This is a genomic window from Dactylosporangium sp. CA-152071 (assembly GCF_050936335.1).
GTDB classification, from domain to species: Bacteria; Actinomycetota; Actinomycetes; order Mycobacteriales; family Micromonosporaceae; genus Dactylosporangium; species Dactylosporangium maewongense.
The window spans coordinates 157,449-183,026 of sequence record NZ_JBNJMZ010000001.1 but is presented as its reverse complement, the minus strand read 5'-3'; the positions used below and the strand labels follow the sequence as shown (position 1 = coordinate 183,026).

Genomic DNA, 25,578 nt, shown 5'->3' with positions numbered 1-25,578 from the left:
ACCCGTCTCCGACCGTGGATTCCACGTCGGAGCACCGGCGTCGCGACCTCGGCCGGAGACGGGAAGCCGCACGGCGGCAGCGGTCAGCCGCCCCGCGGCCTCAGCTGATCAGCAGCCCTTGCACAGGATCCATTCACCGGGCTTGTCGATCTCCCCGACGGTGCAGGCGTCGCAGGGCAGCGCCCGCCCGCACCGGCTGATGCACTGCCAGCACGACGGCCAGCTGCCACAGCCCGCCGACGCACTGATCTTGGGCACGAACATGGCCAGCAACCGGCCGCCCATGCCCTCGACGATTCCCCTCATCCGAGCCTCCTGACATACCCGAGGAGCACCGTGCTACCTCTGTGGAACACCCTGCCGAGCCGCGGTGCAAGCCCGGTGCAAAGGCCGTGGAAGCGGTGTGGAAGCACGTCACCGGACGGTTGAGCGCATCCACCGATCGGTTGATACGGAGGCCCACCGACTGAGGTGTCGCGCGGTCGATCCGCCGCGGCGCGCCGTGGCGCAGGCTGAAGGGCGTGGACATCATCACAGTCACCGACCTGCGGAAGCGGTACGGTGAGCGCGACGTGGTCGACGGCGTCTCGTTCGCCGTGCGGGAGGGCGAGATCTTCGGGATCCTCGGCCCGAACGGCGCGGGCAAGACCACCACGGTCGAGTGCATCGCCGGGCTGCGTCGGCCCGACGGCGGCACGATCAGCGTGCTGGGGCTGGATCCGCGCCGCGACGGGGGCGAGCTGCGGCACCAGCTGGGCATGCAGTTGCAGGAGAGTCACCTGCCCGACCGGATCACCGTCGCCGAGGCACTACGGCTGTACTCGAGCTTCTACCGCGACCCGGCCGACTGGGAGGCGCTGCTGTCCGACCTCGGCCTGTCCGAGCAGCGACGCACCCGCTTCGGCAAGCTCTCCGGCGGGCAGAAGCAGCGGGTGTCGATCGCGCTCGCGCTCGTCGGCAACCCGCGGGTGGCGGTGCTCGACGAGCTGACCACGGGCCTGGACCCGCAGGCCCGCCGCGACGCCTGGGACGTGGTCGAGCAGGTCCGCTCGCGCGGCGTGACCGTCGTGCTCGTCACCCACCTCATGGACGAGGCCGAGCGGCTCTGCGACAGGGTGGCGCTCATCGACGCCGGCCGGGTCGTCGCGCTCGACTCCCCGGCCGGGCTCGTCTCCAAGGTCGACGCGCCGCAGCGGATGCGGTTCCGCCCGGCGAGCCCGCTGGACGACCGGCTGCTCACCGAGCTGCCCGAGGTCACCGGCGTGACCCGGCAGGGCCCGCAGGTGATCGTGACCGGCACCGGCAACCTGGTGCACGCCGTGACCGCCGTGCTGGCCCGCAACCAGATCATCGCCGCCGAGCTGCGGGTGGAGCAGTCCGGTCTGGACGACGCATTCCTGGCGCTGACCGGGCGCCAGGCCGAGACGCAACCGGACGAGCGGGGAGCCTGAGGTGTCAGCACTGTACCGAATGACCACGGCAGAGCTGCGGCTGTTCCTGCGCGAACCGAGCGCCTACATCTGGTGCACCGCCTTCCCCGTGGTGCTCCTCGTGGCATTGGGCAGCGTTCCGCCGTTCCGCCGCGCAGATCCGGCGCTGGACGGGCTGCGCGTCATCGACCTGTACGTGCCGATCATCGCGATCATGGGCCTGGCCGCCATGGCGCTGTTCGTGACGCCGCTGTTCCTCGGGCAGTACCGGGAGAAGGGCGTGCTGCGCCGGCTGGCCACGACGCCGGTCGGCCCGGGGCGGGTGCTCGCCGCCCAGGTCGCGGTGCAGGCACTGCTCGCCGTCGCCACGCTGCTGGTGCTGTACGTGGTGGCCGGCCTCGCCTTCGACGTGCGCCCGCCGGGACAGGTCCTCGGGCTCGGGTTGGTGTTCCTGCTCACCGCGGCGGCGATGTTCGGGCTGGGCCTGCTCGTCGGCGCGGTGACGCCCTCCAGCCGTGCGGCGAGCGGCATCGGCACCGCGCTGTTCTTCCCGCTGATGTTCTTCGCCGGCCTGTGGGTGCCGCGCGAGGTGATGCCGGACAAGCTGGTGCGCGTCAGCGACTTCACCCCGCTCGGCGCGGCGGTCCAGGGGCTGCGCGACACCACGGACGGCGGCTGGCCGTCCGGCCAGGCCGTCGCGGTGCTGGCCGCCTACGCGGTGCTCGCCGCGCTGCTCGCGATCCGATGCTTCCGCTGGGAGTAAATCTACGGTGGGGTAGGGGCATGACGAGCGTGCCGGCCGAGCTGCCCGAGACGTCGGAGTCGCGGCTGCGCCTGCGGCGGCTCCTGGTGCCCCTGCCGTACATCCTGCTCGGCGTGTCGGCGGTGCTGGTCCTGCTGAGCCCGGGCCAGAGCGCGGGCGACCGGCTGGTCACCGTGGCCCTGGTCGCGGTGACCGCCGCCTGGGCGCTGGGTATGTACACCCTGCGCCCGCCGTCGTGGACGCAGCGGACCGGCCCGATGCTGCTGTACGTCGGCGGGCAGCTGGCCCTGGCGGCGGCACTGATGTCCTGGCAGCCGGCCTTCTTCGTCTTCGGCACCATCGGCTTCGTGCAGGCCTACGAGGTGCTGCCGCCGCGGTGGGCGTTCGTCAGCATCTTCCTGACCTCCTGCCTGGTCAACGTGCTGCCGGGCGGCGTGCCCGACACCCCGGAGTGGGCCACGATGGTGGTGCTGATCGTGGCCCTGCAGACGTTCCTCATCGGCTGGTTCGGCTATCTCGGGTACCGCTTCAGCGACGAGACCGAGCAGCGCCACCGGGCGGTGGCGCAGCTGCGGACCGCGCTCGCCGAGAACGCGGGCCTGCACGCGCAGCTGCTCGAGCAGGCCCGCGAGGCCGGCATCCACCACGAGCGGCAGCGGATGGCCCGCGAGATCCACGACACCCTCGCCCAGGGGCTGACCGGCATCATCACGCAGCTGCAGGCCGCCGAGCGGGTCCGCGACGACCCGCGGCTGTGGCGCCACCACGTCGACCAGGTCCACACGCTGGCCCGGGAGAGCCTGGCCGCGGCCCGCCGCTCGGTCGCCGCGCTCGGCCCGCAGGAGCTGGAGGACGTCCGGCTGCCCGACGCCGTCGCCGACCTCGCCGCGCGGTGGTCGCGGACCTCGGGCGTGCCGGTGCAGCTGGAGACCACCGGCGAGGCGCGCACGCTGCACACCGAGATCGAGGTCACGCTGTTCCGCGCCGCGCAGGAGGCGCTGGCCAACGTGGCCAAGCACGCCGGCGCCGCCCGGGTGGCCGTCACGCTGTCCTATCTTGACGACGTGGTGATGCTCGACGTGCGCGACGACGGCGCCGGCTTCGACCCGGCGGCGGTGCCACCCGGCGGCGGCGCGGACGGCAGCGGCTTCGGCCTGCACGGCGTGCGCCAGCGGGCGGAGCGCGTGCAGGGCACCCTCACCATCGAAAGCGAACCCGGCGACGGCACCACCCTCAACGTCACCGTGCCGGCCCTGACCCCGGAAACGAGGCCGACGTGACCCCGCCCATCCGCCTGCTCATCGTCGACGACCATCCGATCGTGCGCGACGGGCTGCGGGGCGCGTTCGCCGGCACCGCCGAGTTCGAGGTCGTCGGCGTCGCCGGCGACGGCGCCGCGGCGGTCGAGCGGGCCGTCGAGCTGCGGCCGGACGTCGTGCTCATGGACCTGCGCATGCCGGTGGTGGACGGCGCCGAGGCGATCCGGCGGCTGCGGCAGCGGGCACCGGAGGTCCGGGTGCTGGTGCTGACCACGTTCGACACCGACCACGACGTGCTGCCCGCCATCGAGGCCGGCGCCACCGGGTACCTGTTGAAGGACGCCCCCGTGGAGGACCTGCTGCGCGCGGTGCGCTCCGCCGCGCGGGGCGAGTCGGTGCTGGCGCCGGCGGTGGCCGGGCGGCTGATGGGCCGGGTCCGCCGCCCGGTGTCGGGCACGCTGAGCCAGCGCGAGCTGCAGGTGCTCAAGCTCATCGCCGACGGCGCCAGCAACCGCGAGGCGGCCGCCGGCCTGCTCATCAGCGAGGCGAGCATCAAGACCCACCTGCTGCACATCTACGACAAGCTCGGGGTACGCGACCGGGCCGGCGCGGTCGCCGAGGCGTTCCGCCGCGGCCTGGTCTCGTAACCACAGGGGAGCGGCCGCCCGGGCCGCCCGCCGTTAACCTACAAGTTGTAGGAGTATTGGTCGAGTGCCGCCGGGGCGTAACCGAGGCGGACGACACTCCGGGGGCAGATCGTTCCCGGAGGAGTCGCGATGCGTACCAAACTGTCCCTCGGCCTGACCGCGGCCGGCGCCGCCCTGATCCTGGGCGTGGTCCTGACGGGCGGCGGCCCGTCGCCGGCGATCGCCGACGGCGGTCACGACGACCGCGGCCACGGCGACACGTTCGACGTGGGCCTGTTCGGCGACATGCCGTACGGCGACTACGGCCGGTCCCACATCGGCAACGTCGTCGCCGACATGAACGCGAGCCACCTCGCCTTCTCGGTCTTCGACGGCGACATCAAGAACGGCAGCGAGCCCTGCTACGCCGACCCGCACCCGACCAACCCGGGCAACCCGACTCCGGACAAGGCGGTCGCCGACGCCGCCCACCCGGACGTGTACAAGGACGCGAAGGGTCTCTTCGGGCAGTTCCAGGCGCCGGTGGTCTACACCCCCGGCGACAACGAGTGGACCGACTGCGACCGCCCGAGCACCGTCGGCGGCCTGGTGTCGGACTCCAGCGACCGGCTCGCGTACCTGCGCTCGATCTTCTTCACCACGAACCTCAGCCAGGGCCGGCGCCCGATGAGCGTGATCCAGCAGAGCGCTGCCTATCCAGAGAACGCCCGCTGGACGCGCGGCCCGGTCACGTTCATCACCGTCAACATCCCCGGCAGTGACAACAACTTCGCCGACGGCGGCAAGAACGGCCCGGCCGAGCAGGGGCAGGCCGAGTACGCGGCCCGCAACGCCGCGAACCTCGAATGGCTGCGCGCCGGTTTCGCGGCCGCCAAGGCCGCCCGCAGCAAGGGCGTCATGATCATCACGCAGGCGGACATGTGGGACCCGACCGCGGTGCTGACCCACTACGCGGACACCAAGAGGGAACTGTTCCTGCAGACCACGACCTTCAACGGCCGGGTGGTCCTGGTCAACGGCGACAGCCACAGCTTCGAGACGGACAAGCCCCTCACCGACTACGCGACGACGAACGCGGCCGGTCTGGCGGGACCGAACGTGGTGGAGAACTTCACCAGGGTGACCACCTTCGGCGAGGCCCAGAACCACTGGGTGAGCGCCACCATCGACGCCCGCGACCCGAACGTCTTCACCTTCGAGCAGCACCTGGTGGCGGCCAACCTCCCGGCCTACACCCCGCCCGCCTGAGCGGGGCGCGTCTCTACGGCCGCAACGGCTGTACGTCGGCGGCATGACCGACGGGTCGTGCGTGAGCGGGTCCGCATCAGTCGGTGCGGACCCGCAGTCGGCAGACTGCCGCCCCCGTCAGACCCCGTCGAAGGTGTTCAGCGTCTTCATCAGGTCGGCCACCGCAGACGCGCAGGCGGTTTGGGTGGGATGCGCCGCGCGCAGGACGGTGAGCGCGGCGTCGATCCGGTCGTCGACCTCGTGCCACCTGGTGGCGTCCCGCGGCTTGAGCCCTGCCTCGGCGTTGTCCCAAGCCACCTCGAGGTCCTTGACGCGGGTCTTCGCGCCCGCGAGGTCGTTCGAGGTGACCTTGTCCTGGACGTCGGACACGATTGCCGCGAACTTGCTGAGGTTGCCGAGCCTGGTCGTCGGGTGTACGAGTTGGGCCACCGGGGCGGACGCGCTCGCCCCGGTGGCCGTGGTCTGGGCGGCGTCGGCCTGCGGTTCCGTGCCCGGCGACGATCCCTGCACCAGGCTGAGCCCGAACCCGGCCACGACGACCGCCAGGGCGCAGACACCGGCCCAGGCGTGGTCCTGGCCGCGGCCGCCGCTCGGTCCGGCGTTCTTCTCGGCGACTCCGTGGCGGCCGACCAGGAGCTGCTCGCGGACGACGAGCACGAGGATGGCCGCCAGGAACAGCAGACTGGTGACGCTCGCGCCGAGGGCCAGCCCGCCGAGGTCCTTGTCCTGGGTGAGCAGATCGCCGAGCGATGCCCCGAGCGGCCGGGTGAGCACGTAGGCGATCCAGAACGTCAACACCTGCCCGGCGCCGAGCCGGAACGCGATCCACGTCGCCAGAATCAGCCCGCCGAAGAGCAACGTGCCGTTGCGGAAGCCGAGGTTGAGCGCCTCGGTGGCGAAGTCGCCCGCGGCGGTCCCGAGCGCGAACGTGGTCAGGATCGCCGCCCAGTAGAAGCCCTCGCGGCGAGGCGTGTTGATGGAGGCGATGGCAAGCGTGCGTTCCTGCCGGTACCAGATCGCGAACACCGCCGCCAGCAGGACCGCGAACACGGCGGTGCTGAGATGGAGCGGCACGCCCAGGATGTCGGTGAAGAAGTCGGTGATCTGGGTGCCGACGATGCTCACCAGCACCACACAGAGCCAATAGATCCAGGGCGTGTACCTGCGGGTGCGGAACTGCACGACCAGCGCGGTCACCAGCAGGGCGAGCATGATCGCGTCGGTCACCGCTGGTCCGAGGCCGACGCTCACGGCGAGGTAGTCCGCGACGGTCTCCCCGATCGTCGTGGACAGCACCTTGATGACCCAGAATGTGGCGGTGATCGCGGGCACCTTGGTCTGCCACCCGCCTGGAGCCACGGGCCTGTTGGTGGTTACGGACACAGCTCTCCCTCATGACGGCGACGTAGGCGTCGAATCCGCAGAATGCCGTGGAACGTAGGCCCGCCGTCCTGAAGGTTCGCTGAAAGAGACGCGCCCTGTTCCGCCGCCGGCGGGGTGATGTCGCCGTAGCCGACGGCTGCGTGGCGCCCGGACGGGTAGCGCCGCCACTCGTTCTGGGGGCCGTTCGCGGCGGGTCGTGTGCCGCCGTACCGTCGTGGCATGCTTCGCCCGCGGTTGAGTTTCGCGCGCCAGACGCTGCTGTTGCAGGTCGTCGTGATCACGCTTGTGGTGAGTGTCGGGCTGTTCGTCTTCGGCTGGCAGCTGGATGGTGAGCTGACCACGCAGTACGGCGAGCGAGCCCTCGCTGTCGCGCATTCCGTCGCCACGGACCAGGACATCGTGGAGGCCGCGAGCCGGGTCGACCCTCGCACCGGCCGGCACGATCCGGACGGCGTGGTCCAGGCGCGGGCAGAGTCGGTGCGCCTCAGCACCCACGTGCTCTTCGTCGTCGTCACCGACAAGGACGGCATACGCCTGTCACACCCGATCCCGGGCGAGGTGGGGCACCGGGTGAGCACCGATCCTTCTGAGGCGTTGGCCGGTCGCGACGTGGTGACCGTCCAGCGGGGCACGCTCGGCGACTCCGCCAGGGCCAAGGTGCCACTACGCGATCAGACCGGCCAGGTGATCGGCATCGTCAGCGTCGGCATCGACCTGGACGACATCCAGACGCGCTGGCGGGGGATCGTGGCGGTGGCAGGCCTGTACACCCTGGCGGCGCTGGCGCTCGGCGTGGCGGGGGCGGCGCTGCTGACGCGGCGGCTGCGGCGGCTGACGCTCGGCCTGGAGCCCCATGAGCTCGCCGAGCTCCTGCAGGAGCGGGAGGCCGTGCTGCACGGCATCGGTGAGGGGATGCTCGCGGTGGACGCCGCCGACCGCATCTCCGTCTACAACGGGGAGGCCGAACGGCTGCTGGGCATCCATTCGCCGGTGGGTGCCACGCTGGCCGACATCGACCTGCCCGTGGGTGTCCGATCGGCACTGTCCGACGACGGCGATGCGGACAACCTCGTCACCGTCGCCGGCGATCGGGTGCTGGTCGCCACCCGCAGGCAGGTGTGGCGCGAAGGGCGAAGTCTCGGCCGGGTGCTCACGTTGCGTGATCGCACCGACTTCGAGAAGCTGGTCAGCGAGCTCGACGCCGTCCGGACACTGACGGAGGGCCTGCGGGCGCAGCGGCACGAGTTCTCCAACCGGCTGCACCTGATCGCCGGTCTGCTCGAGACCGGGCACCACGTTGAGGCGGTGGAGTATCTCCACATGGTGTCGGCCTCGTCGGTCGTCATGACGGATGCGGACGACCAGGCGATCCTGGACCCGTACCTGCGGGCGTTCCTGGCGGCGAAGCGGGCCATCGCCGCCGAGAAGGGGGTGGGCCTGGACATCAGTGAGGGCAGCTGGGTGGCCCGGCGGGTGACGGCCCCGGTCGAGGTGATCACCATTCTGGGCAATCTGCTCGACAACGCGATCGACGCCGCACGTCTGGGCGCGACGCGCCCGGCCTGGGTGGAGATCGTGCTCGCGGGCGAACAGGACACCCTGCACGTGAGCGTCGCCGACTCCGGTGACGGCATCGCGTCGTCGATGGTGGACCGCATGTTCGAACAGGGCGTGTCGACGCGGGCCGGCGACAGCCGGGGGCTCGGACTGGCCATCGTCCAGCAGTCGGTGCGCGCGCTTGGCGGCGCGGTATGGCTGGCCCAGTCCGGCGGCGACGGCGAGGGCGCGGTGTTCGCCGCCCGCCTGCCGGCCGTGCTGGCTGCCGACACGGGAGCCGACCAGGACTGATCGTGACAGGTCGGCGGGTCCGCAATGGTGGGACCCGCCGACCGTCGAGTGATCGCTGCGGATCAGGTCGCTGAACGACCGGTCACGCCTTCGGGACCTTGGTCACGAACTCGGTCGTGTACCCCTTCGCCACGTCGATGGACGCCTTGCCGCTGGCGACCTCGGGGATGCCGGCGGCGAGGACCTCGATGACGTTGCGGGCGCCGTCGGGGTCGATGACGCCGTCGGTGGTGAACCCCTCCTTGGTCTCCTTGATCGACGCCGCGTACAGCTGCGGGTTGCCTCCCGCGTAGTCGGCCGGCATCTTGGCGGCGATGTCCTCCGCAGAGCTGCTCCCGATGTACCGCAGGGTCTTGACGAAGGCGTTGGCCAGCTTCTGGGACTCCCGCGGGTGGGCCGCCACCCAGTCGCACGGCATGTAGAGGGAGCTGGCCGGGTAGAGCCCGCCGAGCGCCTTCCTCGTGCTGTCCACAGTGGACAGGTCGACCAGGGTCGTCGCGGTGCCCTTGCTCAGCAGGGTGGTCGACGTGGGTGGCGTCGTCATGCCCGCGTTGATGCCGCCGTTCTCGATCGCGGCGACGAACGTGGAGCCGGCGCCGGCCGCGACGCCGACGAAGTCGCCCTCCTTGACGCCGGCCTTCGCCATCAGCGAGTTGATCAGGGCGTTGGTGGAGGAGCCCTTGCTGGTGAACCCGACCTTCTTGCCCTTCAGGTCCGCCATCGTCTTCACCGTCGCCGCGTCCTTGGACGACAGCATGACCTTCTCCAGCGGCGTGTTGGCGAACTGTACGACGCTCCGGACGCACTTGCCCTTGAGCTGCAGGGTGTAGGCGTGGTCCATGAACCCGACCACCCCGTCAAGGTGCCCGGCCAGCATCTCGTTCTCCTGGTTGACACCGTTCTGCTCGTCGGAGAGCTCGACCTCCAGGCCCTCGGCGGCGAAGTAGCCAAGCCGTTCGGTGAGCATCGCGGGCAGGTAGATGACCTTGTTGATGCCGCCGACGCCGATCCGGACCTTCGCCAGCGGACCTTCGGTGTTCGGGGCCGTCGGCCTTTCGGCCGTGCTGCAGGCCGCCAGGCCGGCCGAGAGGCCGACGGCGAGGACGGTTGTCAAGAACTTCCGCATGTTCCAGTCACTCCTTTGTGGATGGTCGCTAGACATGGCTGGCTTCGCTCGCCGAAGGCGGGCGCCAGCGGAGCAGGCGTTTCTCGAGCGCGGTGAGCAGCCACTCCGCGCCGAGGGCGACGACGGTGATGATGATCATTCCGGCGTAGATCCCGGCCGCGTCGAAGGTGCCCTGGGAGTGGGCGATCAGCAGGCCGAGGCCGCGCTTGGCGCCGATGACCTCACCGACGACGGCGCCGATCAGCGCGAAGCCGAAGGCGACGTGCAGCGAGGCCAGGATCCAGGATGTGGCGCTCGGGATGACGATGGAGGTGAGCACCTTCGTCCGGCTCGCCCCCAGGATGCGGGCGTTGTTGACCAGGTTGCGGTCCACCTCGCGGGCGCCTTGAAACGCGTTGAAGAAGACCGCGAAGAAGACGAGGACGACGGCGGTGGCGATCTTGGAGGACAGGCCGAGGCCGAACCAGATGACGAACAGCGACGCGAGCACGATCCGCGGAATGGCGTTGGCGGCCTTGATGAACGGGGCGAGCACCTCCGCGGCGAAGCGGGCCCGGCCGAGCAGGATGCCGAGCACGACGCCGGCGATCGATCCGATGACGAAGCCCGACGTCGCCTCCCAGAGGGTGACGCCGATGTGCTCCCAGATCGGGCCGCTGCTCGGCCCGACGGTGAACCAGTCGTGCAGGCGTTGCCAGATCTGCGAGGGCTGGGAGTAGAAGAACTGGTCGATGCCCCAGCGTTGGGCGTTGTCCTTCCAGTCCAGCGGCTTGCTGAAGTGGGTCCGCCCGTCGAAGTCGACCCAGTAGCGCGCGGCGAGCTCCCACGCCGACAGGCCGACCGTGACCAGCAGGATCCGGACGCCCCAGACCAGTGCGAGATGGCGGTGCCGTGATCTGCGCGCGGCCGCGACCGCCGCGCGTTCGGCGTCTGCGGACGGTGCCCGCGTCGGGTGCCGCGGTGCGTCGGTGTCAGGCAGCATTGAGCGTCGCTCCCCTTCTCGCTCGGGCGACCTCTTCGCGCAGGCAGTCCCAGATCTCGCGGTAGATGTCGAGGAACGCCGTGGTGAGACGGATCTCCTCGACGTCACGGGGTCGAGGAAGATCGATCACGAAGTCGGCCTTGATGGTCGCCGGGACGGCGGTCAGCACGACGACCCGGTCGGCGAGTGCGATCGCCTCCTCGAGGTCGTGCGTCACGAAGATCACGGCCGCGCCGGTGCCGGCCCACAGTCGCAGCAGCTCGTCCTGCATCAGGCTGCGCGTCTGTACGTCCAGCGCGCTGAACGGCTCGTCCATCAGAATGATCTTCGGTTCGTTGACGAGTGTCTGCGCGAGCGCTACCCGCTTGCGCATGCCACCGGAAAGCTGATGGGGGTAGTAGGACTCGAAACCGGCGAGGCCGACCCGCTCGACCCAGGTCGTCGCGACGGCCCGCGCGTCAGCCTTGCGCACGCCACGGAAACGCGGTCCGGCGGCGACGTTGTCCAGCACGTTCTTCCACGGCATGATCGCGTCCTGCTGGAACATGTAGCCGATGCCCGCCGGGATTCCTTGCACCGGCTTGCCGCCCACCAGAACCTCGCCGGAAGATGCCGGTTCGAGGCCCGAAACCAATGACAGCGTGGTGGATTTGCCGCAGCCGGTCGGGCCGACCACCGCCACGAATTCGCCGGGGCGAATGGTCATGGTGAGGTTCTGAACCGCTGTCATGATTCCGGTCGAGCCGCGGAAGCGCTTGGTCGCCTCCCTCAACTCGATCACGGGTTGGGTCACGTCTCCTCCTTGTGTTGCCCGGCGATTTCAGGGGTGTTTCACCGGGGTGTTGCGAGGAGGTTAGGGAGCCGGCCAGCTGGCTTCCAGCCTTGCCGTTGTTGCGAAGGCAATTGACGTTCTGGAGGTTTCGCGCGTTTTGCTCGCGGCGGCTCACGGGTGGCAGATGGCCCGGGATCCGGCCCCTGCGTCGCACGTCGTGCCTGCATGACGAGCGACGCGATTGACACGACGCGACGTGCAAACCTAATCTGGGCCCGCTGCAGCCGACGCGCGGTTCACGAACTCAGCGGCGAGGCGTGGCTGGTTCAGCCGGAGATGTGGTCCCGTCGCACACCCGCTGACCGAACAGCGGAGGTCGACTGATGATCCGAGTCCTGGTGGTGGAGGACGACTTCCGGGTCGCGAAGGTCCACGTGAGCTACACCGACCGGGTGCCCGGATTCCGGGTCGTCGGAACGGCCCTGACGGCGACCGACGCCCGCCGGATGCTCGCCCATGAGCAACCTGACCTGATGCTGCTCGACACCTACCTGCCCGACGACTCGGGCCTCACGGTGCTGGCCGAGACCGACGTCGACACCATCATGCTGACGGCGATGTCCGATGCGGCCGCCGTCCGCAAAGCGTTCGCACACGGCGCATTGAACTACCTCCTCAAGCCGTTCACGGCCGAACAGCTGGTCGACCGCCTCACCGCGTACAGCCGCTACCGAACAGCGCTCGCCATGTCGTCCGGCGGCACGTTCAACCAGGAAGACATTGACCGCTGCCGACGCCACCTGCACTCCGGCGACCGGACGGTCACGCCGAAGGGACACTCAAGCGTCACCGCCCGGCTCGTCGCGGAACGCCTCCAGGTGCTGCCCCACACGGCACGAACCGCCGCGGAGATCGCAGCCGAACTCGGCATCGCGCGGGCCACCACGCAACGCTACCTAGCCGCTCTCGAGCAGGACGGTCTGGCATTGATGAGCCTGCGCTACGGCGCGACCGGTCGCCCCGAACACCTGTACCGCTGGAAGGGCCCAACCGGCGGCGATTCCGGACCCGGGCCAAGCCTTCCTGGGCGCTGACATGCCGGTGCCTGCTCATTCGTCGCGCCATAGACTCGGGGCATGGCTGTCAAGCGGATCAAGCCCAACATCCGATCCGATCGCTTCGATGAGAGTCGGGCCTTCTACACGACGGTGGTCGGGCTGCAGGAGCAGGCCGGTCTCGACTGGATCCTGTTCTTCGGGACGGACCGTCGTGAGGTGCAGCTCAGCGTCATGAGCTTGGACGTCAAGGCCGGCGTGCACCCCGACATCTCCATCGAGGTCGACGACGTCGACGCCGTGTTCAGCCGCGCTGTCGAGGCCGGAGCCGAGATCGTCTACCCCCTCACGGACGAGGAGTGGGGTCTGCGCCGCTTCTTCGTCCGAGACCCGAGCGGCACGGTCATCAACGTGACACAGCACGAATGACCTCATCGCAATGAAGCCTCGCGGATGTTGAGCTCAGGCTCCTGCGGCATCATGACCACATGAGCGGGCAAGATCCTATTTCCTACGTTGACGGGCCTGACGCGTTGACGTGGCTTCAGGGCTGGTACATCCCTGGGTTGCTGACAGCAACCGGGGTACGTCTGGGCCCAGTGCCGGGTAGCTCAAGGTGATCATTCTGTGATGGCTGCGAGGTCGGCGCCGGTGGCAGCCCGGCAGATCAGGGCGCTGATCGCGTGCTGGACCAGCAGGTGGGCCCAGACCTCTTGATGAACCAGGTCCGGGCTGCGTGAGCGCAGCACCCTGCCGGGACCGCGCAGCCGCATCTTGAGCTGGCCGTTGGATGCATCGGCTTCCCAGCGTTGCTGGTAGCTGCCGGCCAGCTCGGCGGCGGTGACATCGGCCGGGTCGTGAATGTTGGTGATCAGAACGATCAATTCGCTGCTGTCGCGATTCGGGATGTCGTGCTCGATGATGCGGACCACATGCGCGGCAGCGGGATCCGGCTTGGCGCCGCTTTTCGCCTCCGCGAGCAGCCGCGCACGGTGCTGACCCCGGATCTGTGGGTCGATCAGCACGGACAGGTAGGTGCCATCGGACAGAACTTCCAGCACCGGCAGACGCAGCTGGGTCGGCGCCCGCCAACACAACGCCGCGCCAGTAAGCGCTGCCGCGCTGAACGCCTCGAAACTGTAGAAGCACCGGTCGGCCATCAGCAACCAGTCCGACGACAGTGTGGGCAGCAGCGTGGCGGCCATCGCCTTCTCACTGTGCGCCCACGGACCCACCTCAGCGTCAATGAACGCCTGCGAGCCGCATTCGGTCAACGCGACCACTCGCACCTTCGGAAACGCCGACCGGGCTTGGGCGTTGCCGGCGTAGCCGAACTCGGCGGCGTTCTCGGCGGTGTCGGGCACATCGACATCGAACCCATCGATGGCCACCAAGCGTCGGCCTCGAAGCCACGCCCCGCGGGTGGCCGGCTGCGCGATCGGCTCCGCGACCCGGTAGAACGTCTCCCGCAACACATCGCGGCCCAGCCGCTTCCGCGCCTGCGTGATGCCCGACGACGTGGGCGGTGCCCACCTGGCATCCCACACCCCGAACGCCGACAGCGAACCGGTCACCTTCTGCGCGACCTCTTCGGTGCCGTCCTCGGCGAACAGACACAACGCCATCGTCAGATACGCCGTCACGTGCGGCGGCAGCTTGCCGCCCCGACGCCTCTCCGCCACCCCGCACACCGCGACCGCTTCGTCGATCTTGAACCGCGGAACCGCAGCGACCAACACCCCCAACGACACCTGATCCGGTCGGCTGACCACGCCCACGTCATCAGTCGAAGTATCCGAATCCTGTGTCACCCTGCCACAGTAGAACCCCGCAGTCAGCCACCATCACCACCGCGCCATCGAACCATCAAGATCAACTTAAGCCACGTGGCATTGCGTCTGGGCCTTGAGGTGTCGCGGTTGCTAAAGGTGCTGGTGAAGGGTGTCGGGTGGGCTCAGGTTGATGGGGTTGGGGCCGGTCAGTACGCCGCCCTCGACGGGGAGGGTGTGGCCGGTGATCCAGGCGGCGTCGTCGGAGCCGAGGAATGCGACCGCCGCGGCGACGTCCTCCGGTTCGCCGACGCGGCCGAGCGGGTACATCGGTGTGAGCTGGTCCAGCGCGCCCGGCTGGTCGTCCCAGTTCGGTGTCCGGATGGTGCCGGGGGCGACGACGTTGAAGCGCACGCCGAGCGGGCCGTACCGGGCGGCGTAGTTCTGCGACATCGCGATCTGGCCGGCCTTGGCTGCGGCGTACTCCACGTTGCCGAAGGCCGCGATGGCGTTGACCGAGCTGATCGTGACGACGTTGCCGCGGGTCTTCACCAGGTGCGGGATGGCCGCCTGGATGCAGCGGGCGGCGCCGACGAGGGTGAAGTCGAGCTGGCGGTGCCAGTCCTCGGCCGAGGTGTCCTCGGGCATCGTGGTGACGATGCAGCCGCCCGCGTTGTTCACCACCAGGTCGAGCCGGCCGAACCGCTCCACCGTCGCGGCGACCGCGGCGTCGACGTCGGGGCGTGAGGTGACGTCGACCTTGACGCCGAGCGCGTGCTCCGCGCCGATCTCCTCGGCCAGCGCTGCGACCGCGTCCTCCTGCAGGTCGGTGATGACCACCGCACCGCCCTCGGCGGCGATCCGCCGGACGACGGCCCGCCCGATGCCCTGTGCCGCCGCCGTGACGAGCGCGACCTTGCCCTCGAACCGCCGCATCAGCACTCCTCCAGAATCGTTACCGCCATTCTTCCCGCGATCCAGCCGTGAGCCGAGCTACCACCCCTCCAGGGTGGCGCGGGCGTCGCCGTACTGCTGGCGGAACTCGGCCTGCTTCCCCGCGAGCCAGTCCCAGTCGAAGTTCTCCTCCCATTCGCCGACGGTGATGGTCACCTCGTACCAGTCCAGCTCGCCGGGGCGCTCCCGGACCTCGACGATCTGGGTGAGGCCGCCGTGGAGCTCGGCGCCGGGGGCGAGGTCGCGCCAGAACCGTGACGGCACGTAGACGTCGTCGCCGGCCCGTGGCGGGGGTGGCAGGGTGCGGTCGAAGCCACGCTGCAGGATCTGGTCGAGGCTGCCGGGCCGTACCGGGGACGTGCGGGTCGGCACCATCGGGTCGGCGAGTGTGGGGGAGTCGTGCGCCCGGAGCGCCGTCATGAGCTCGTCGGCGTCCAGGTGCCACCCCTGTCGCGCCGGCAGTGACAGGTCGCCGGCGAGCGCCCGGGCGATCCAGCCGGCGACCGCGGCCGGTTCGGGGAGGAGGCCCTGCTGCCAGTACACGGACCGGCCGCGCCGCCCGTCGGAGTAGGAGACGGTGCGGCGGTCGAGGCGGTATGACCAGCCGCCGGTGCCGTCCCAGACGACGTCGAACCGGCGGCTGTCGGGGAACGCGGGCACCGAGGCGGCCAGGTCGACGGTGAGCTGACCCTGCAGGGAGTGGGCTGTCTCGACGGTACGGGCGATGACCCGCACCCCGTGCTCGGCGAGCGCGCGATCCACGGCGAGGAGGTAGCCGTAGTGCGGCTGCTCCCGCAGCGCCTCGGCGTGGTCGGTCACCACCTCGCCGCGTCCTGGCTCGTCGATGCCGCGCAGCACGGTGAGCAGCTCGGTGATCGTGCCCGCCCAGCCCGCGTCGAGCGCACGCTGCGCCGCGTCGAGCCGGAACGCGCTGGCGCCGAGGTCCGGCTCGGCGAGCACCAGCATCGCCCGCGTTCGCTGGGCCGGGTCCGGCACCGCCGTCGATCCGCTCACCGACGCACCGTACCCGGATTCGGTACCGCCGGAGGTGGCCGACGCCGGACGATTCTTGTGCCGGCATGCCATGCCGGCCTAGATTGTGTACAAACCAGCGAGCGGGCGGTAGGTTGGCGGCCGTTGGTGGTCAAGAGGGTGTCGTGCGGATGCCCGCCAGCACGAAACCAGGGGGAGCCCGTGACCGTCAGAATCTGCGAGGTGGGCCCACGTGACGGCCTGCAGAACGAGCCGGACCATCTGAGCCCCCGGGTGCGCGCGGAGTTCGTCGACCGGCTGTCGGCCACCGGGCTGACGAGCGTCGAGGTGGTCAGTTTCGTCAATCCCGCCCGGGTACCGCAGATGAGCGGCGCGGAGGAGGTCTGCGCCGCGATGCGGCCGGTGGACGGCGTCGACCATGTCGCTCTGGTGCTCAACGAGCGCGGATACACACGGCTGGCGGCGACGCGGTGCGTGGAGGCCCGGATGGCCTTCTGCGTGACCGAGACGTTCAACCAGCGCAACCAGGGACGTGCCGTTGAACGGTCGCTCGCCGAGGCCGCCGCGATCGTGGCCGCGGCGCACGCCGACGGCCGGAGGGCCAGCATCACGCTGGCCGCGTCGTTCGGCTGCCCCTTCGAAGGAGTGGTCGACCCGGGACGGGTGCTGGCCATCGCGGAGCGGGCCGCGGCGACCGGCGCGGACGAGCTCATCTTCGCCGACACGATCGGTGTCGGGGTGCCGCGGCAGGTCACCCGCCTGCTCACCGGCGCGGCCGGGCTCGGGATTCCCCTCGGGCTGCACCTGCACAACACCCGGAACACCGGGTATGCCAACGCGATCGCGGGACTGGAGGCGGGCGCATCGGTGCTCGACAGCTCCGTCGCGGGTATCGGCGGCTGCCCGTTCGCGCCGAACGCGACCGGCAACATCGCCACCGAAGACCTCGTCTACCTGCTCGAAGGTCAGGGCGTGAGCACCGGCGTCGACCTCGACGCGCTGCTGTCCGTCTCGGCCTGGATCACCGAGGTGCTCGGCCGGCAGCTGCCCGGTCAGCTGCTGCGCGCCGGGCGGTTTCCGTAGGCACGACGAGGTGCTGCAAGGCTGATAGATTGTGTACAATCGAGCACGGCTGCATGGCTCAACCGTGTGGGAAGAGGCGATGTGCACATGGGTCAGATGTCGAAGTTCGAGGGCCGGTCGGGTGCCGAGTTCACGATGACGGTCGAGCGGGGCAAGATCCGTGAGTTCGCCGCGGCCGTCGGCTCGGAGCATCCGCTGTACTCCGGCGACGACCCGATCTCCCCGCCCACCTTCCTGGCGTCGAGCGCCTTCTGGACCACGGACGCCAGTTCACCGTGGGGTGACGAGCCGCCGGATCTGTCGCGGGTCCTCCACGGCGGCCAGCAGTACGTGTTCCACGGGCCGCCGCCACGGGCGGGCACCGTGCTGCACGGCCGCCAGCGCATCGATCGCGTCTATTCCAAGCAGGGCCGGCGCGGCGGCATGCTCGAGTTCGCCGACATCGTCACCGAGTTCCGCGACGCCGACGGACGGCTGGTCGCCGAGGCCCGGGCCACGCTCGTCGTGACGGAGCAGGCCCCGACGGCATCGGCGCCGGCCGAATGACGGCGTCGCGCCCGGCGGTGGGCCCTCTGGGGGCGCCGTTGGTGCAGGGCCCGCTCACCGTCACCGACTTCGTGCGCTACCAGGGCGCGTCCGGCGACATGAACCCGATCCATCACGACGCCGAGTTCGCCCGTGCCGCCGGGTTCCCGTCGGTGTTCGCCGTCGGGATGCGGCAGGCCGGTGTCCTGGCCGCGTTCGTCGCGGACCGCCTCGGCCCCGACAACGTCCGCCGGTTCGAGGTGCAGTTCCGCGCCATCGCGTGGCCGGGCGACATCATCACCTACACCGGTGAGGTCACCGCCGTCGAGGAGACCGCGACACACACCGTCTGCACGGTCGCGGTCCAGGCGACCCGGCAGACCGGCGAGGTCCACCTCGCCGGCACCGCGGTGTTCGAAGTGCCGTTCTAGAGCCGTTCCACGGTGGTGGCGTTGCGCCGTTCTAGAGCCGTTCCACGATGGTGGCGTTGGCCTGGCCGCCGGCCTCGCACATGGTCTGCAGCCCGTATCGGCCGCCGGTCTGTTCGAGGTGGTTCACCAGGGTCGCCATGAGCCGCACCCCGGAGCCGCCGAGGGGATGGCCGAGCGCGATCGCGCCGCCGCGCGGGTTGAGCCGCTCCGGGTCCGCCCCGAGATCGGCCGCCCAGGCGAGCGGGACCGGCGCGAACGCCTCGTTCACCTCGTAGGCGTCGACGTCGTCGATGGTCAGGCCGGCCCTGGCCAGCACCTTGCGGGTCGCCGGGATCGGCGCGGTCAGCATCATGACCGGATCGTCGCCGGCCAGGGCGAAGGCGTGGAACCGCGCCCGGGGCCGCAGCCCGAGCTCGGCCGCCCGCGTCGCGCTCATGATCAGTGCTGCGGCCGCCCCGTCGGTCAGCGGCGAGGAGTTGCCGGCGGTGATGTGCCAGCCGATCTGCGGGAACCGTTCGCCGGAGGCGGCGTCGTAGAAGGCGGGCCTGAGCCCGGCCAGGCCGTCCGGCGAGGTCGCCGGGCGGATGGTCTCGTCCTGCGTCAGCGGAGCGTCGCGGCCCGGCACGTCGACCGGGACGATCTCGTTGGCGAAGGCCCCGGCGGCGGCGGCCCTCGCGGCCAGCGCGTGCGAACGGGCGGCGTAGGTGTCCAGCTGCGCGCGGGTGAGGCCCCAGCGGGCGGTCACCAGCTCGGCCGCGATGCCCTGCGACACGAGGCCGTTCCCGGCCAGCCGCGCGGCCACCCCCGGGCCGAACGGATCGGCGCCCCCGACCATCGCGGTGCCCATCGGGACCCGGCTCATCGACTCGACCCCGCACGCCACGACGATGTCGTACGCCCCGGCCATCACGCCCTGAGCGGCGAAGTGCATCGCCTGCTGGCCCGAGCCGCAGGCCCGGTCGACGGTCGTGCCCGGGACGGTGAGCGGCCAGCCCGCCGCCAGCACGGCGTTGCGCCCGATGTTGGCCGCCTGCTCGGCGGCCTGGCCGACGCAGCCGGTGATGACGTCGTCGATCAGCGCGGGCTCGATTCCGGTGCGCGTGACGAGCGCGCGCAGCACGGTGGCGAGCAGGTCCACGGGGTGGAGTCCGGACAGCGCGCCGCCGGGCTTGCCGCGGCCCGACGCGGAGCGGACGATGTCGACGATCACCGCGTCATGCATGTGGATCCCCTTGTCAGCGAGTTGGAGTCGACGGCCACTGCGCGACCGCGGCGGCCAGTTCGGGTGTCGCACCCCAGGCCCGCACGACGTCGGCGGCCGACGCCGTCGCCGCCGCCCGGCCGAGGGGAAGCCGGGGCATCCCGTCGGCGAAGGCCGCGCGGGCCACCGCCTGGCCGTGCCGCGGTGCCTCGCTGAGGGTCAGCACCGGCGCGAGGCAGGCATCGGTGCCGGCGGCGAGGGCGGCCCACTCGTCGCGGGTCCGGGTGAGCACCGCCGCGGCGATCGCCGCGCGCAGCGCGGGCCAGCGGGCCGGATCGTCGCGATCCTCGCGCAGCTGCGGGCCGAGCCCGAGCAGGTCGGCCAGCGCGGCGAAGAACTGGGGTTCGAGGGCGCCGATCGCGACGTGGCGGCCGTCGGCACAGGCGTACACGTCGTAGTAGGGCGCGCCGGTGTCGAGCAGGTTCGTGCCGGCCTCGTCCCGCCACTGCCCGTCGCGGTGCATGCCGTACAGCATCGACGCGAGATAGGTGGTGCCGTCGGTGATCGCCACGTCCAGCACCCGTCCGGTGCCGGTGCGCGCACGTTCGACGAGCGCGGCCAGCACCGCCGTGACGAGGTACATGCCACCGCCGCCGAAGTCGCCGAGGAGGTTGGCCGGGGGCGTCGGCGGCTGGCCGGCCCGCGCGGCAGCGTGCAGGGCTCCGGTGACGGCGATGTAGTTGATGTCGTGCCCGGCCGAGGCGGCCAGCGGTCCGGTCTGCCCCCATCCGGTCATCCGGCCGTAGACGAGCCGCGGATTGATGGCGTGGCAGTCCTCCGGGCCGAGCCCGAGCCGCTCGGCGACGCCCGGGCGGTATCCCTCCAGGAGCACATCCACCGAGGGCAGCAGTCCGCGCACGACATCCGCGGTCCCGGCGTCCTTCAGGTTGACGCCGGCCACGGGCCGGCCCCGCTCCAGCCCGCCGCCGCCGGGCACCTGGCCGGGGCGGCGCAGCGCGAGCACGTCGGCGCCCAGATCGGCCAGCAGCATGCCCGCGAAGGGCTCGGGGCCGATCCCGAGCAGCTCCAGGACCCGTACACCGCGCAATGGTCCGTCAGTCATGACGCTGTCCTTCCATGTCCGCGGCGGGCGGGGCGGCCGCGATGGCCGACCGCAGGGCCCGGTCGAGCTCGTCGAGGTCGTCGGGCTGGGTGAAGGTCGGCTCGAGGTGCCAGCCCGAGGCGATGCCGACCTGCGGGCCGCGGACGTCGAAGACGCGGCCGGTAATGTCGCGCGTGTCCGGCCGGCAGAGCCAGGCGACGACGCGCGCCACCCAGTTCGGGTCGAGCTCCGCGCGCCGGCGGTCGGTGATCTCGCCCTCGTAGCGGCGCAGCGGCGCCTCGGTCAGGCGGGTGAGGGCGCTCGGGGCCACGCAGTTGGCGCTCACGCCGTACGGCCGCAGCTCCTGGGCCGCCACGAGCGTGAACGCGGCGATGCCGGCCTTGGCTGCCGCGTAGTTCGACTGTCCGATGTTGCCGAACAGGCCGGAGGCGGAGGTCGTGGTGATCAGCCGGCCGTCGACGTCCGCGCCCGCCTTGGCCCTTGCCCGCCAGTGGGCGGCGGCGTGATGGGCGATGGTGAAGGTGCCCTTGAGGTGTACCGCGATGACGTCGTCCCATTCGGCCTCGGTCATCGACGCCAGGGTCCGGTCGCGCAGGATGCCGGCGTTGGCGACCACCACGTCGAGCCCGCCGAAGGTGTCGACGGCGAGCCCGACGAGTTCGCGGGTGGCGGTGAAGTCCGTCACGTCGTGCCGGCTCAGGACGGCGGTGCCGCCCGCGGCCTCGATCTCGGCGACGACCGCTCCGGCGGGTCCGTCGTCGGCACCGAGGTCGTTCACGATGACGGCGTGGCCGGCGGCGGCCAGGGCCAACGCGTAGGCCCGGCCCAGGCCGCGCCCGGCCCCGGTGACGACGGCCGTCCGGCGCGGGCTCACTGGGCCACGATCCCGCGCTGCAGGAGGTCGTCCCAGGCCTTGTCGTCCACCCCGGCCAGTTCATCGAGCACGGCGCGGGTGTGCTCGCCCAGGCGCGGCCCCACCGCGGACACCTCGCCCGGCGTGCGGCTGAACTTCGGGACGATGCCGGCCATCGGCCCCGCGGTGCCGCCGGCGGTCTCCGGCCGCAGCACCATCTGCCGGGCGGCGTAGTGCGCGTCGGTGACCATGTCGGCGGCGGTGTAGATCTTTCCCGCCGGCACGCCGTTGTCCGCGAGTATCCGCAGCAGGTCCGGTGCGGGGAGCGAGGTGGTCCAGCGTTCGATCTCCTCGTCGAGGATCGCCGAGTTGCGGCCGCGGGCCTCATGGTCGTCGAAGCGCGGGTCGGTCGCCAGCTCCGGGCGGCCCATGGCGTCGCAGAGCCGGCGGTAGACCGCGTCGGCGTTGCCCGCGATCGCGATGTCGGCCCCGTCGGCGGTGCGGTACACATTGGACGGTGCAACACCCGGCAGGACGCTGCCGGTTCGCGTGCGCAGGATGCCGGCCCGCTCGTAGTCGACCATCGTCGACTCCATGAGCGCCGCGACCGCCTCGTAGATGGCGACGTCGACCTCCTGGCCGCGGCCGCTCGCCGCCCGCTCGACCAGCGCTGTGGAAGTTCCCACAACGGCGAACAGCGCGGCCAGGGAGTCGCCGAGGCTGATGCCGGTCCGGGCCGGGCGCGACCCGGCGTCACCGGTCGTGAACCGGATGCCGCCCATGGCCTCGCCGATGCTGCCGAAGCCCGCCTCGCGCGACCGCGGGCCGGTCTGCCCCAGCCCGGAGACGTGCACGACGATGATGCCGGGATTGATGTCGGCGAGGGTCTGGTAGCCCAGGCCCCAGGCGTCGAGGGTGCCTGGCCGGAAGTTCTCCAGGACCACGTCGCAGCGCGCGGCGAGGGCCCGCAGCACGGCCTGGCCGTCCGGGTCGCGCAGATCCAGCGCGACCGACTTCTTGTTCCGGGCGATGGCCGGCCACCAGAGGCTCTGGCCGTCCTGCACGACACCCCAGCGGCGCATCGGGTCGCCCCCGGTGGGCGGCTCGATCTTGATCACCTCGGCGCCGTAGTCGGCCAGCAGCTGACCCGCGAACGGTCCCGCGATGAAGCTGCCGAGCTCGAGGACCCGGACGCCCGACAACGGACCTGAAGAACCGTGCTTCGTCACGATTGCTCCCCTGAATGTGCACAATCTGATGGCAGGAGCACGTAGAACTGGCGTTTCGGCGGTGCTCGTCTGCACTATTGCACACAATCGACGACTGCGGCACACTCCGATGATGTACGCCGCACACATCGCGCAGGACCGTCCGGACCGGGTGGCGATCATCATGGCGGAGGCCGGCACGCGGATCACCTACGGTGAGTACGAGGCGGAGGCGAACCGGTTGGCGCATCTCTTCCGGCGCAGCGGCCTGCGCTTCGGCGACCACGTGGCGATGCTCATGGAGAACAACCCACGCCTGCTGGAGAGCGAGGCGGCCGCCGAACGCAGCGGCCTGTACTACACCTGCATCAACCACTATCTGTCCCCGGACGAGGCCGCGTACATCATCAACGACAGCTCCGCCCGGATCGTGGTCACGTCGGCCGCCAAGCTCGACCTCGCCCGGCAGCTGCCGGAGCGGTGTCCCCGTGTCGAACGGTGGCTGATGGCCGACTGCGCCGACCCGCCGGCGCCGTTCGAGTCCTACGACGGGGCCGTCGCCGGCCTGCCGCCGGATCCGATTCCCGACGAACAGCTGGGCATGGCCATGCTCTACTCGTCCGGCACCACCGGGCGCCCGAAGGGCATCTACCACGCGCTCGCGGTCGCGCACCCGTCCGAGGAGCCCCTCGGGTCACGCATCCAGAGCCAGCGGTGGGGGCTCGACGGGTCCAGCGTCTACCTGTCGCCCGCTCCGCTGTACCACTCGGCCCCGCAGGGCAGCGTGTCCATGACGCTGCGGGCGGGTGGGACCGCGGTCATCATGGAGTCGTTCGACGCGGAGCGGTACCTGGACCTCGTCGCCGCCCACCGCGTCACGCACTCGCAGCTGGTCCCGACGATGTTCTCCCGCCTGCTGAAGCTGCCGGCGGAGCGCCGCCGCCGCGCCGACGTCTCGTCGCTGCGCACGGTCATCCTCGCGTCGGCCCCGTGCCCGCCCCAGGTGAAGCGCCAGATGATCGACTGGTGGGGCCCGATCATCCTGGAGTTCTACGCCGCCAGCGAGGGGATCGGCTACACGTTCTGCACCTCGCGGGAGTGGCTCGACCACCCGGGCACCGTCGGCCGGGCCGCGAGTGGCGAACTGCTCATCCGGGCCGAGGACGGGAGCCTGTGCCCGCCCGGCGTGACCGGCACGGTGTGGTTCCGGGGGCCGGCCGGCTTCCAGTACTTCAACGACCCCGGCAAGACGGCGGCGACGCGTGACGTCGAGCTCGGCGCCAGCTCGGTCGGCGACATCGGCTACCTGGACGACGAGGCATACCTGTACCTCACCGACCGGGAGAGCTTCATGATCATCTCGGGTGGGGTCAACATCTACCCGCAGGAGACGGAGAACCTCCTGATCACCCACGAGAAGGTGTACGACGCCGCGGTGATCGGCGTCCCCGACGACGATCTGGGGGAGGTGGTCAAGGCGGTCGTGCACCTCGCCCCCGGTGTGGATGCCGGGCCGGCGACCGCCGCGGAGCTGATCGCCTTCTGCCGGGCGTCGATCGCCCACTACAAGTGCCCCCGCTCCGTGGACTTCGTGACCGAGCTGCCCCGGCTGCCCACCGGCAAGCTCTACAAACGGAAGCTGAAGGACCAGTACTGGGCCGGACGGGAGTCACTGATCCGGTGAACGAGGACGAGCTCCGGCGGCGCGTCGCCGGCTTCATTCGTGACACCGATGGCGCCGACCGGGCCGCGGCGCTGGGGGCCCAGTTCGACGCCGGACTGGCCTGGGTCCACCACCCGGCCGGGGCCGGTGGGCTCGGCCTTGCCCCGGACCGGCAGGTCGAGGTGGACGCGCTGCTCGCGGCGGCCGGACGGCTGGAGTCCTGGGAGCGCAACCCCATGGGCATCGGCATGGTCGCGCCGGCGCTGATGGCCCACGGCACGCCGGCCCAGCGGGCGCTGCTCCGGCCGATCTTCACGGCCGAGCACATCTGGTGCCAGCTGTTCTCCGAGCCCGGCGCCGGGTCGGACATCGCCGGGCTGGCCACTCGGGCCGTACGCGACGGCCCTGACGGCAGCGACGACGGGGGGTGGGTCGTCGACGGGCAGAAGACATGGACGTCGCTGGCGCACACCGCCCGCTTCGGGCTGGCCCTGACCCGCACCGACCCCGGCGCCCCGAAGCACGCCGGGCTGACCGCGTTCCTGATCGACATGCGGGCCGCGGGCGTGCAGGTGCGGCCGTTGCGCGACCTGACCGGGGGTGCGCACTTCAACGAGGTCTTCCTGGACGGGGTGCGGCTGGGCGACGACGCACGGCTCGGCGACGTCGGGGGAGGATGGGCGGTCGCCACCACCATGCTCGCGAGCGAGCGGGCCGCGATCGGCGGGTCGGTCGGGGAGCGCGGGTCGGGGGCCATCGCCCTGGCGGTCGACACCTGGCGCCGGACCGGGTCCGACCCGGACCGGCGGGTCGAGCTGACCCGGCTGTGGGTCGAGGCCGAGGTGCTGCGCCTGTCCGCGCTGCGGGATCAGCGGACGCGGGCCGAAGGTGGGCCGGGGCCGGGCGCGTCCGGTCTCAAGCTGCGCCGGGCCCTGCTGGAGCAGCGCATCGCCCGCTTCACGATGGAGCTGCTCGGCCCGGCCGGGCTCGTCTATGACGCCGACGCCGTGCGGTCCGGCGGGCCGGCCCCGGACGACCCGGTCTGGACCTGGCTGCAGTCGCAGGCCTACACGATCGCAGGCGGAACGTCGGACGTCATGCGCACGATCATCGGGGAGCGACTACTGCGGCTTCCCAAGGAGCCCGGCCTGCCCCGAGACACGCCCTGGGCGCAGATCCCGCGCTGACCGTTACGGCCATTGACCAGCGCGGCAGCGTCGATGTAAAACTAAAACTGATGTTAGAATTAGCTAATTCGGAGG

General features: G+C 71.0%; 25 protein-coding genes. 13 read left to right on the top strand and 12 right to left on the bottom strand.

Annotated elements, in window-relative coordinates; all coding sequences use genetic code 11:
• Positions 1–108 precede the first annotated feature (108 nt).
• A complete protein-coding gene (locus ACQEVZ_RS00705; RefSeq protein WP_344513126.1) occupies positions 109–306 on the bottom strand; it encodes a hypothetical protein in 198 nt (65 codons plus the stop codon).
• Positions 307–521: 215 nt separating this feature from the next.
• On the opposite strand from ACQEVZ_RS00705, the gene ACQEVZ_RS00700 reads away from it, so the two are divergent.
• The 5 genes from ACQEVZ_RS00700 to ACQEVZ_RS00680 all read left to right on the top strand — a co-directional run bounded on the left by ACQEVZ_RS00700 (position 522) and on the right by ACQEVZ_RS00680 (position 5,347).
• Positions 522–1,451, top strand: coding sequence for an ABC transporter ATP-binding protein (locus tag ACQEVZ_RS00700; protein WP_433359777.1), 930 nt, complete (start codon positions 522–524; stop codon positions 1,449–1,451).
• Positions 1,452–1,470: 19 nt separating this feature from the next.
• On the top strand, positions 1,471–2,193 hold the full coding sequence (locus ACQEVZ_RS00695; protein ID WP_433359774.1) for an ABC transporter permease: 723 nt from the start codon (positions 1,471–1,473) through the stop codon (positions 2,191–2,193).
• 20 nt (positions 2,194–2,213) lie between these two features.
• A complete protein-coding gene (locus tag ACQEVZ_RS00690; protein WP_433359771.1) occupies positions 2,214–3,473 on the top strand; it encodes a sensor histidine kinase in 1,260 nt (419 codons plus the stop codon).
• Positions 3,470–4,099 carry a response regulator transcription factor gene (locus ACQEVZ_RS00685; protein ID WP_344513118.1) on the top strand — a complete coding sequence of 210 codons (630 nt, stop codon included), beginning with the start codon at positions 3,470–3,472 and terminating at the stop codon, positions 4,097–4,099. Before ACQEVZ_RS00690 ends, ACQEVZ_RS00685 begins: the two co-directional genes overlap by 4 nt.
• Before the next feature lie 129 nt (positions 4,100–4,228).
• The gene (locus ACQEVZ_RS00680) at positions 4,229–5,347 is read left to right on the top strand and encodes a hypothetical protein (RefSeq protein ID WP_433359766.1); all 1,119 of its coding nucleotides are present in this window, start codon (positions 4,229–4,231) and stop codon (positions 5,345–5,347) included.
• A gap of 117 nt (positions 5,348–5,464) precedes the next feature.
• Here ACQEVZ_RS00680 and ACQEVZ_RS00675 read toward each other — a convergent pair whose 3' ends face one another.
• A complete protein-coding gene (locus ACQEVZ_RS00675; protein ID WP_433359763.1) occupies positions 5,465–6,706 on the bottom strand; it encodes a COG4705 family protein in 1,242 nt (413 codons plus the stop codon).
• 243 nt (positions 6,707–6,949) lie between these two features.
• On the opposite strand from ACQEVZ_RS00675, the gene ACQEVZ_RS00670 reads away from it, so the two are divergent.
• Positions 6,950–8,578 carry a sensor histidine kinase gene (locus tag ACQEVZ_RS00670; RefSeq protein ID WP_433359760.1) on the top strand — a complete coding sequence of 543 codons (1,629 nt, stop codon included), beginning with the start codon at positions 6,950–6,952 and terminating at the stop codon, positions 8,576–8,578.
• An 82-nt stretch (positions 8,579–8,660) separates the two neighbouring features.
• Here ACQEVZ_RS00670 and ACQEVZ_RS00665 read toward each other — a convergent pair whose 3' ends face one another.
• Genes ACQEVZ_RS00665 through ACQEVZ_RS00655 form a run of 3 tightly spaced genes read right to left on the bottom strand, consistent with a single transcriptional unit; the run spans position 8,661 to position 11,479 of the window.
• Positions 8,661–9,704 (bottom strand): ABC transporter substrate-binding protein, encoded by a 1,044-nt coding sequence (locus ACQEVZ_RS00665; RefSeq protein ID WP_433359757.1) that lies wholly within the window; start codon positions 9,702–9,704, stop codon positions 8,661–8,663.
• 28 nt (positions 9,705–9,732) lie between these two features.
• Positions 9,733–10,686 carry an ABC transporter permease gene (locus ACQEVZ_RS00660; RefSeq protein WP_433359754.1) on the bottom strand — a complete coding sequence of 318 codons (954 nt, stop codon included), beginning with the start codon at positions 10,684–10,686 and terminating at the stop codon, positions 9,733–9,735.
• Positions 10,676–11,479: an ABC transporter ATP-binding protein gene (locus ACQEVZ_RS00655; protein WP_344513105.1), complete on the bottom strand. Its 804-nt coding sequence runs from the start codon at positions 11,477–11,479 to the stop codon at positions 10,676–10,678. The genes ACQEVZ_RS00660 and ACQEVZ_RS00655 overlap by 11 nt, the downstream gene beginning before the upstream one ends.
• A gap of 377 nt (positions 11,480–11,856) precedes the next feature.
• Here ACQEVZ_RS00655 and ACQEVZ_RS00650 point away from each other — a divergent pair, with 377 nt between their 5' ends.
• Positions 11,857–12,552, top strand: coding sequence for a response regulator (locus ACQEVZ_RS00650; RefSeq protein WP_433359750.1), 696 nt, complete (start codon positions 11,857–11,859; stop codon positions 12,550–12,552).
• 42 nt (positions 12,553–12,594) lie between these two features.
• Positions 12,595–12,942: a VOC family protein gene (locus tag ACQEVZ_RS00645; protein WP_354902993.1), complete on the top strand. Its 348-nt coding sequence runs from the start codon at positions 12,595–12,597 to the stop codon at positions 12,940–12,942.
• A 191-nt stretch (positions 12,943–13,133) separates the two neighbouring features.
• Here ACQEVZ_RS00645 and ACQEVZ_RS00640 read toward each other — a convergent pair whose 3' ends face one another.
• The 3 genes from ACQEVZ_RS00640 to ACQEVZ_RS00630 form a co-directional block, all read right to left on the bottom strand.
• Positions 13,134–14,324, bottom strand: coding sequence for an IS4 family transposase (locus ACQEVZ_RS00640; protein WP_433359745.1), 1,191 nt, complete (start codon positions 14,322–14,324; stop codon positions 13,134–13,136).
• Positions 14,325–14,435: 111 nt separating this feature from the next.
• Positions 14,436–15,218, bottom strand: coding sequence for an SDR family NAD(P)-dependent oxidoreductase (locus ACQEVZ_RS00635; RefSeq protein WP_433359742.1), 783 nt, complete (start codon positions 15,216–15,218; stop codon positions 14,436–14,438).
• A gap of 57 nt (positions 15,219–15,275) precedes the next feature.
• Positions 15,276–16,250 carry a DUF6292 family protein gene (locus tag ACQEVZ_RS00630; protein ID WP_433359739.1) on the bottom strand — a complete coding sequence of 325 codons (975 nt, stop codon included), beginning with the start codon at positions 16,248–16,250 and terminating at the stop codon, positions 15,276–15,278.
• A gap of 57 nt (positions 16,251–16,307) precedes the next feature.
• Here ACQEVZ_RS00630 and ACQEVZ_RS00625 point away from each other — a divergent pair, with 57 nt between their 5' ends.
• The 3 genes from ACQEVZ_RS00625 (at position 16,308) to ACQEVZ_RS00615 (ending at position 18,268) form a co-directional block, all read left to right on the top strand.
• Positions 16,308–17,312 (top strand): hydroxymethylglutaryl-CoA lyase, encoded by a 1,005-nt coding sequence (locus ACQEVZ_RS00625; protein ID WP_433359736.1) that lies wholly within the window; start codon positions 16,308–16,310, stop codon positions 17,310–17,312.
• Positions 17,313–17,408: 96 nt separating this feature from the next.
• Entirely contained in the window at positions 17,409–17,858 is a 450-nt protein-coding gene (locus ACQEVZ_RS00620) for an FAS1-like dehydratase domain-containing protein (RefSeq protein WP_433359734.1), read from the top strand.
• Positions 17,859–17,899: 41 nt separating this feature from the next.
• A complete protein-coding gene (locus ACQEVZ_RS00615; RefSeq protein ID WP_354903000.1) occupies positions 17,900–18,268 on the top strand; it encodes a MaoC/PaaZ C-terminal domain-containing protein in 369 nt (122 codons plus the stop codon).
• A 31-nt stretch (positions 18,269–18,299) separates the two neighbouring features.
• Here the strand turns inward: ACQEVZ_RS00615 and ACQEVZ_RS00610 are convergent, their stop codons facing one another.
• Genes ACQEVZ_RS00610 through ACQEVZ_RS00595 form a run of 4 tightly spaced genes read right to left on the bottom strand, consistent with a single transcriptional unit; the run spans position 18,300 to position 22,674 of the window.
• On the bottom strand, positions 18,300–19,490 hold the full coding sequence (locus ACQEVZ_RS00610; protein ID WP_433359729.1) for a thiolase family protein: 1,191 nt from the start codon (positions 19,488–19,490) through the stop codon (positions 18,300–18,302).
• Positions 19,491–19,503: 13 nt separating this feature from the next.
• Positions 19,504–20,592 carry a CaiB/BaiF CoA transferase family protein gene (locus ACQEVZ_RS00605; protein WP_433359726.1) on the bottom strand — a complete coding sequence of 363 codons (1,089 nt, stop codon included), beginning with the start codon at positions 20,590–20,592 and terminating at the stop codon, positions 19,504–19,506.
• Positions 20,585–21,466, bottom strand: coding sequence for an SDR family NAD(P)-dependent oxidoreductase (locus ACQEVZ_RS00600; RefSeq protein WP_433359723.1), 882 nt, complete (start codon positions 21,464–21,466; stop codon positions 20,585–20,587). The genes ACQEVZ_RS00605 and ACQEVZ_RS00600 overlap by 8 nt, the downstream gene beginning before the upstream one ends.
• Entirely contained in the window at positions 21,463–22,674 is a 1,212-nt protein-coding gene (locus tag ACQEVZ_RS00595; RefSeq protein WP_433359720.1) for a CaiB/BaiF CoA transferase family protein, read from the bottom strand. Before ACQEVZ_RS00595 ends, ACQEVZ_RS00600 begins: the two co-directional genes overlap by 4 nt.
• 112 nt (positions 22,675–22,786) lie before the next feature.
• Here ACQEVZ_RS00595 and ACQEVZ_RS00590 point away from each other — a divergent pair, with 112 nt between their 5' ends.
• Positions 22,787–24,337 (top strand): AMP-binding protein, encoded by a 1,551-nt coding sequence (locus ACQEVZ_RS00590; RefSeq protein WP_433359717.1) that lies wholly within the window; start codon positions 22,787–22,789, stop codon positions 24,335–24,337.
• Positions 24,334–25,503, top strand: coding sequence for an acyl-CoA dehydrogenase family protein (locus ACQEVZ_RS00585; protein WP_433359714.1), 1,170 nt, complete (start codon positions 24,334–24,336; stop codon positions 25,501–25,503). Before ACQEVZ_RS00590 ends, ACQEVZ_RS00585 begins: the two co-directional genes overlap by 4 nt.
• Positions 25,504–25,578 lie beyond the last annotated feature (75 nt).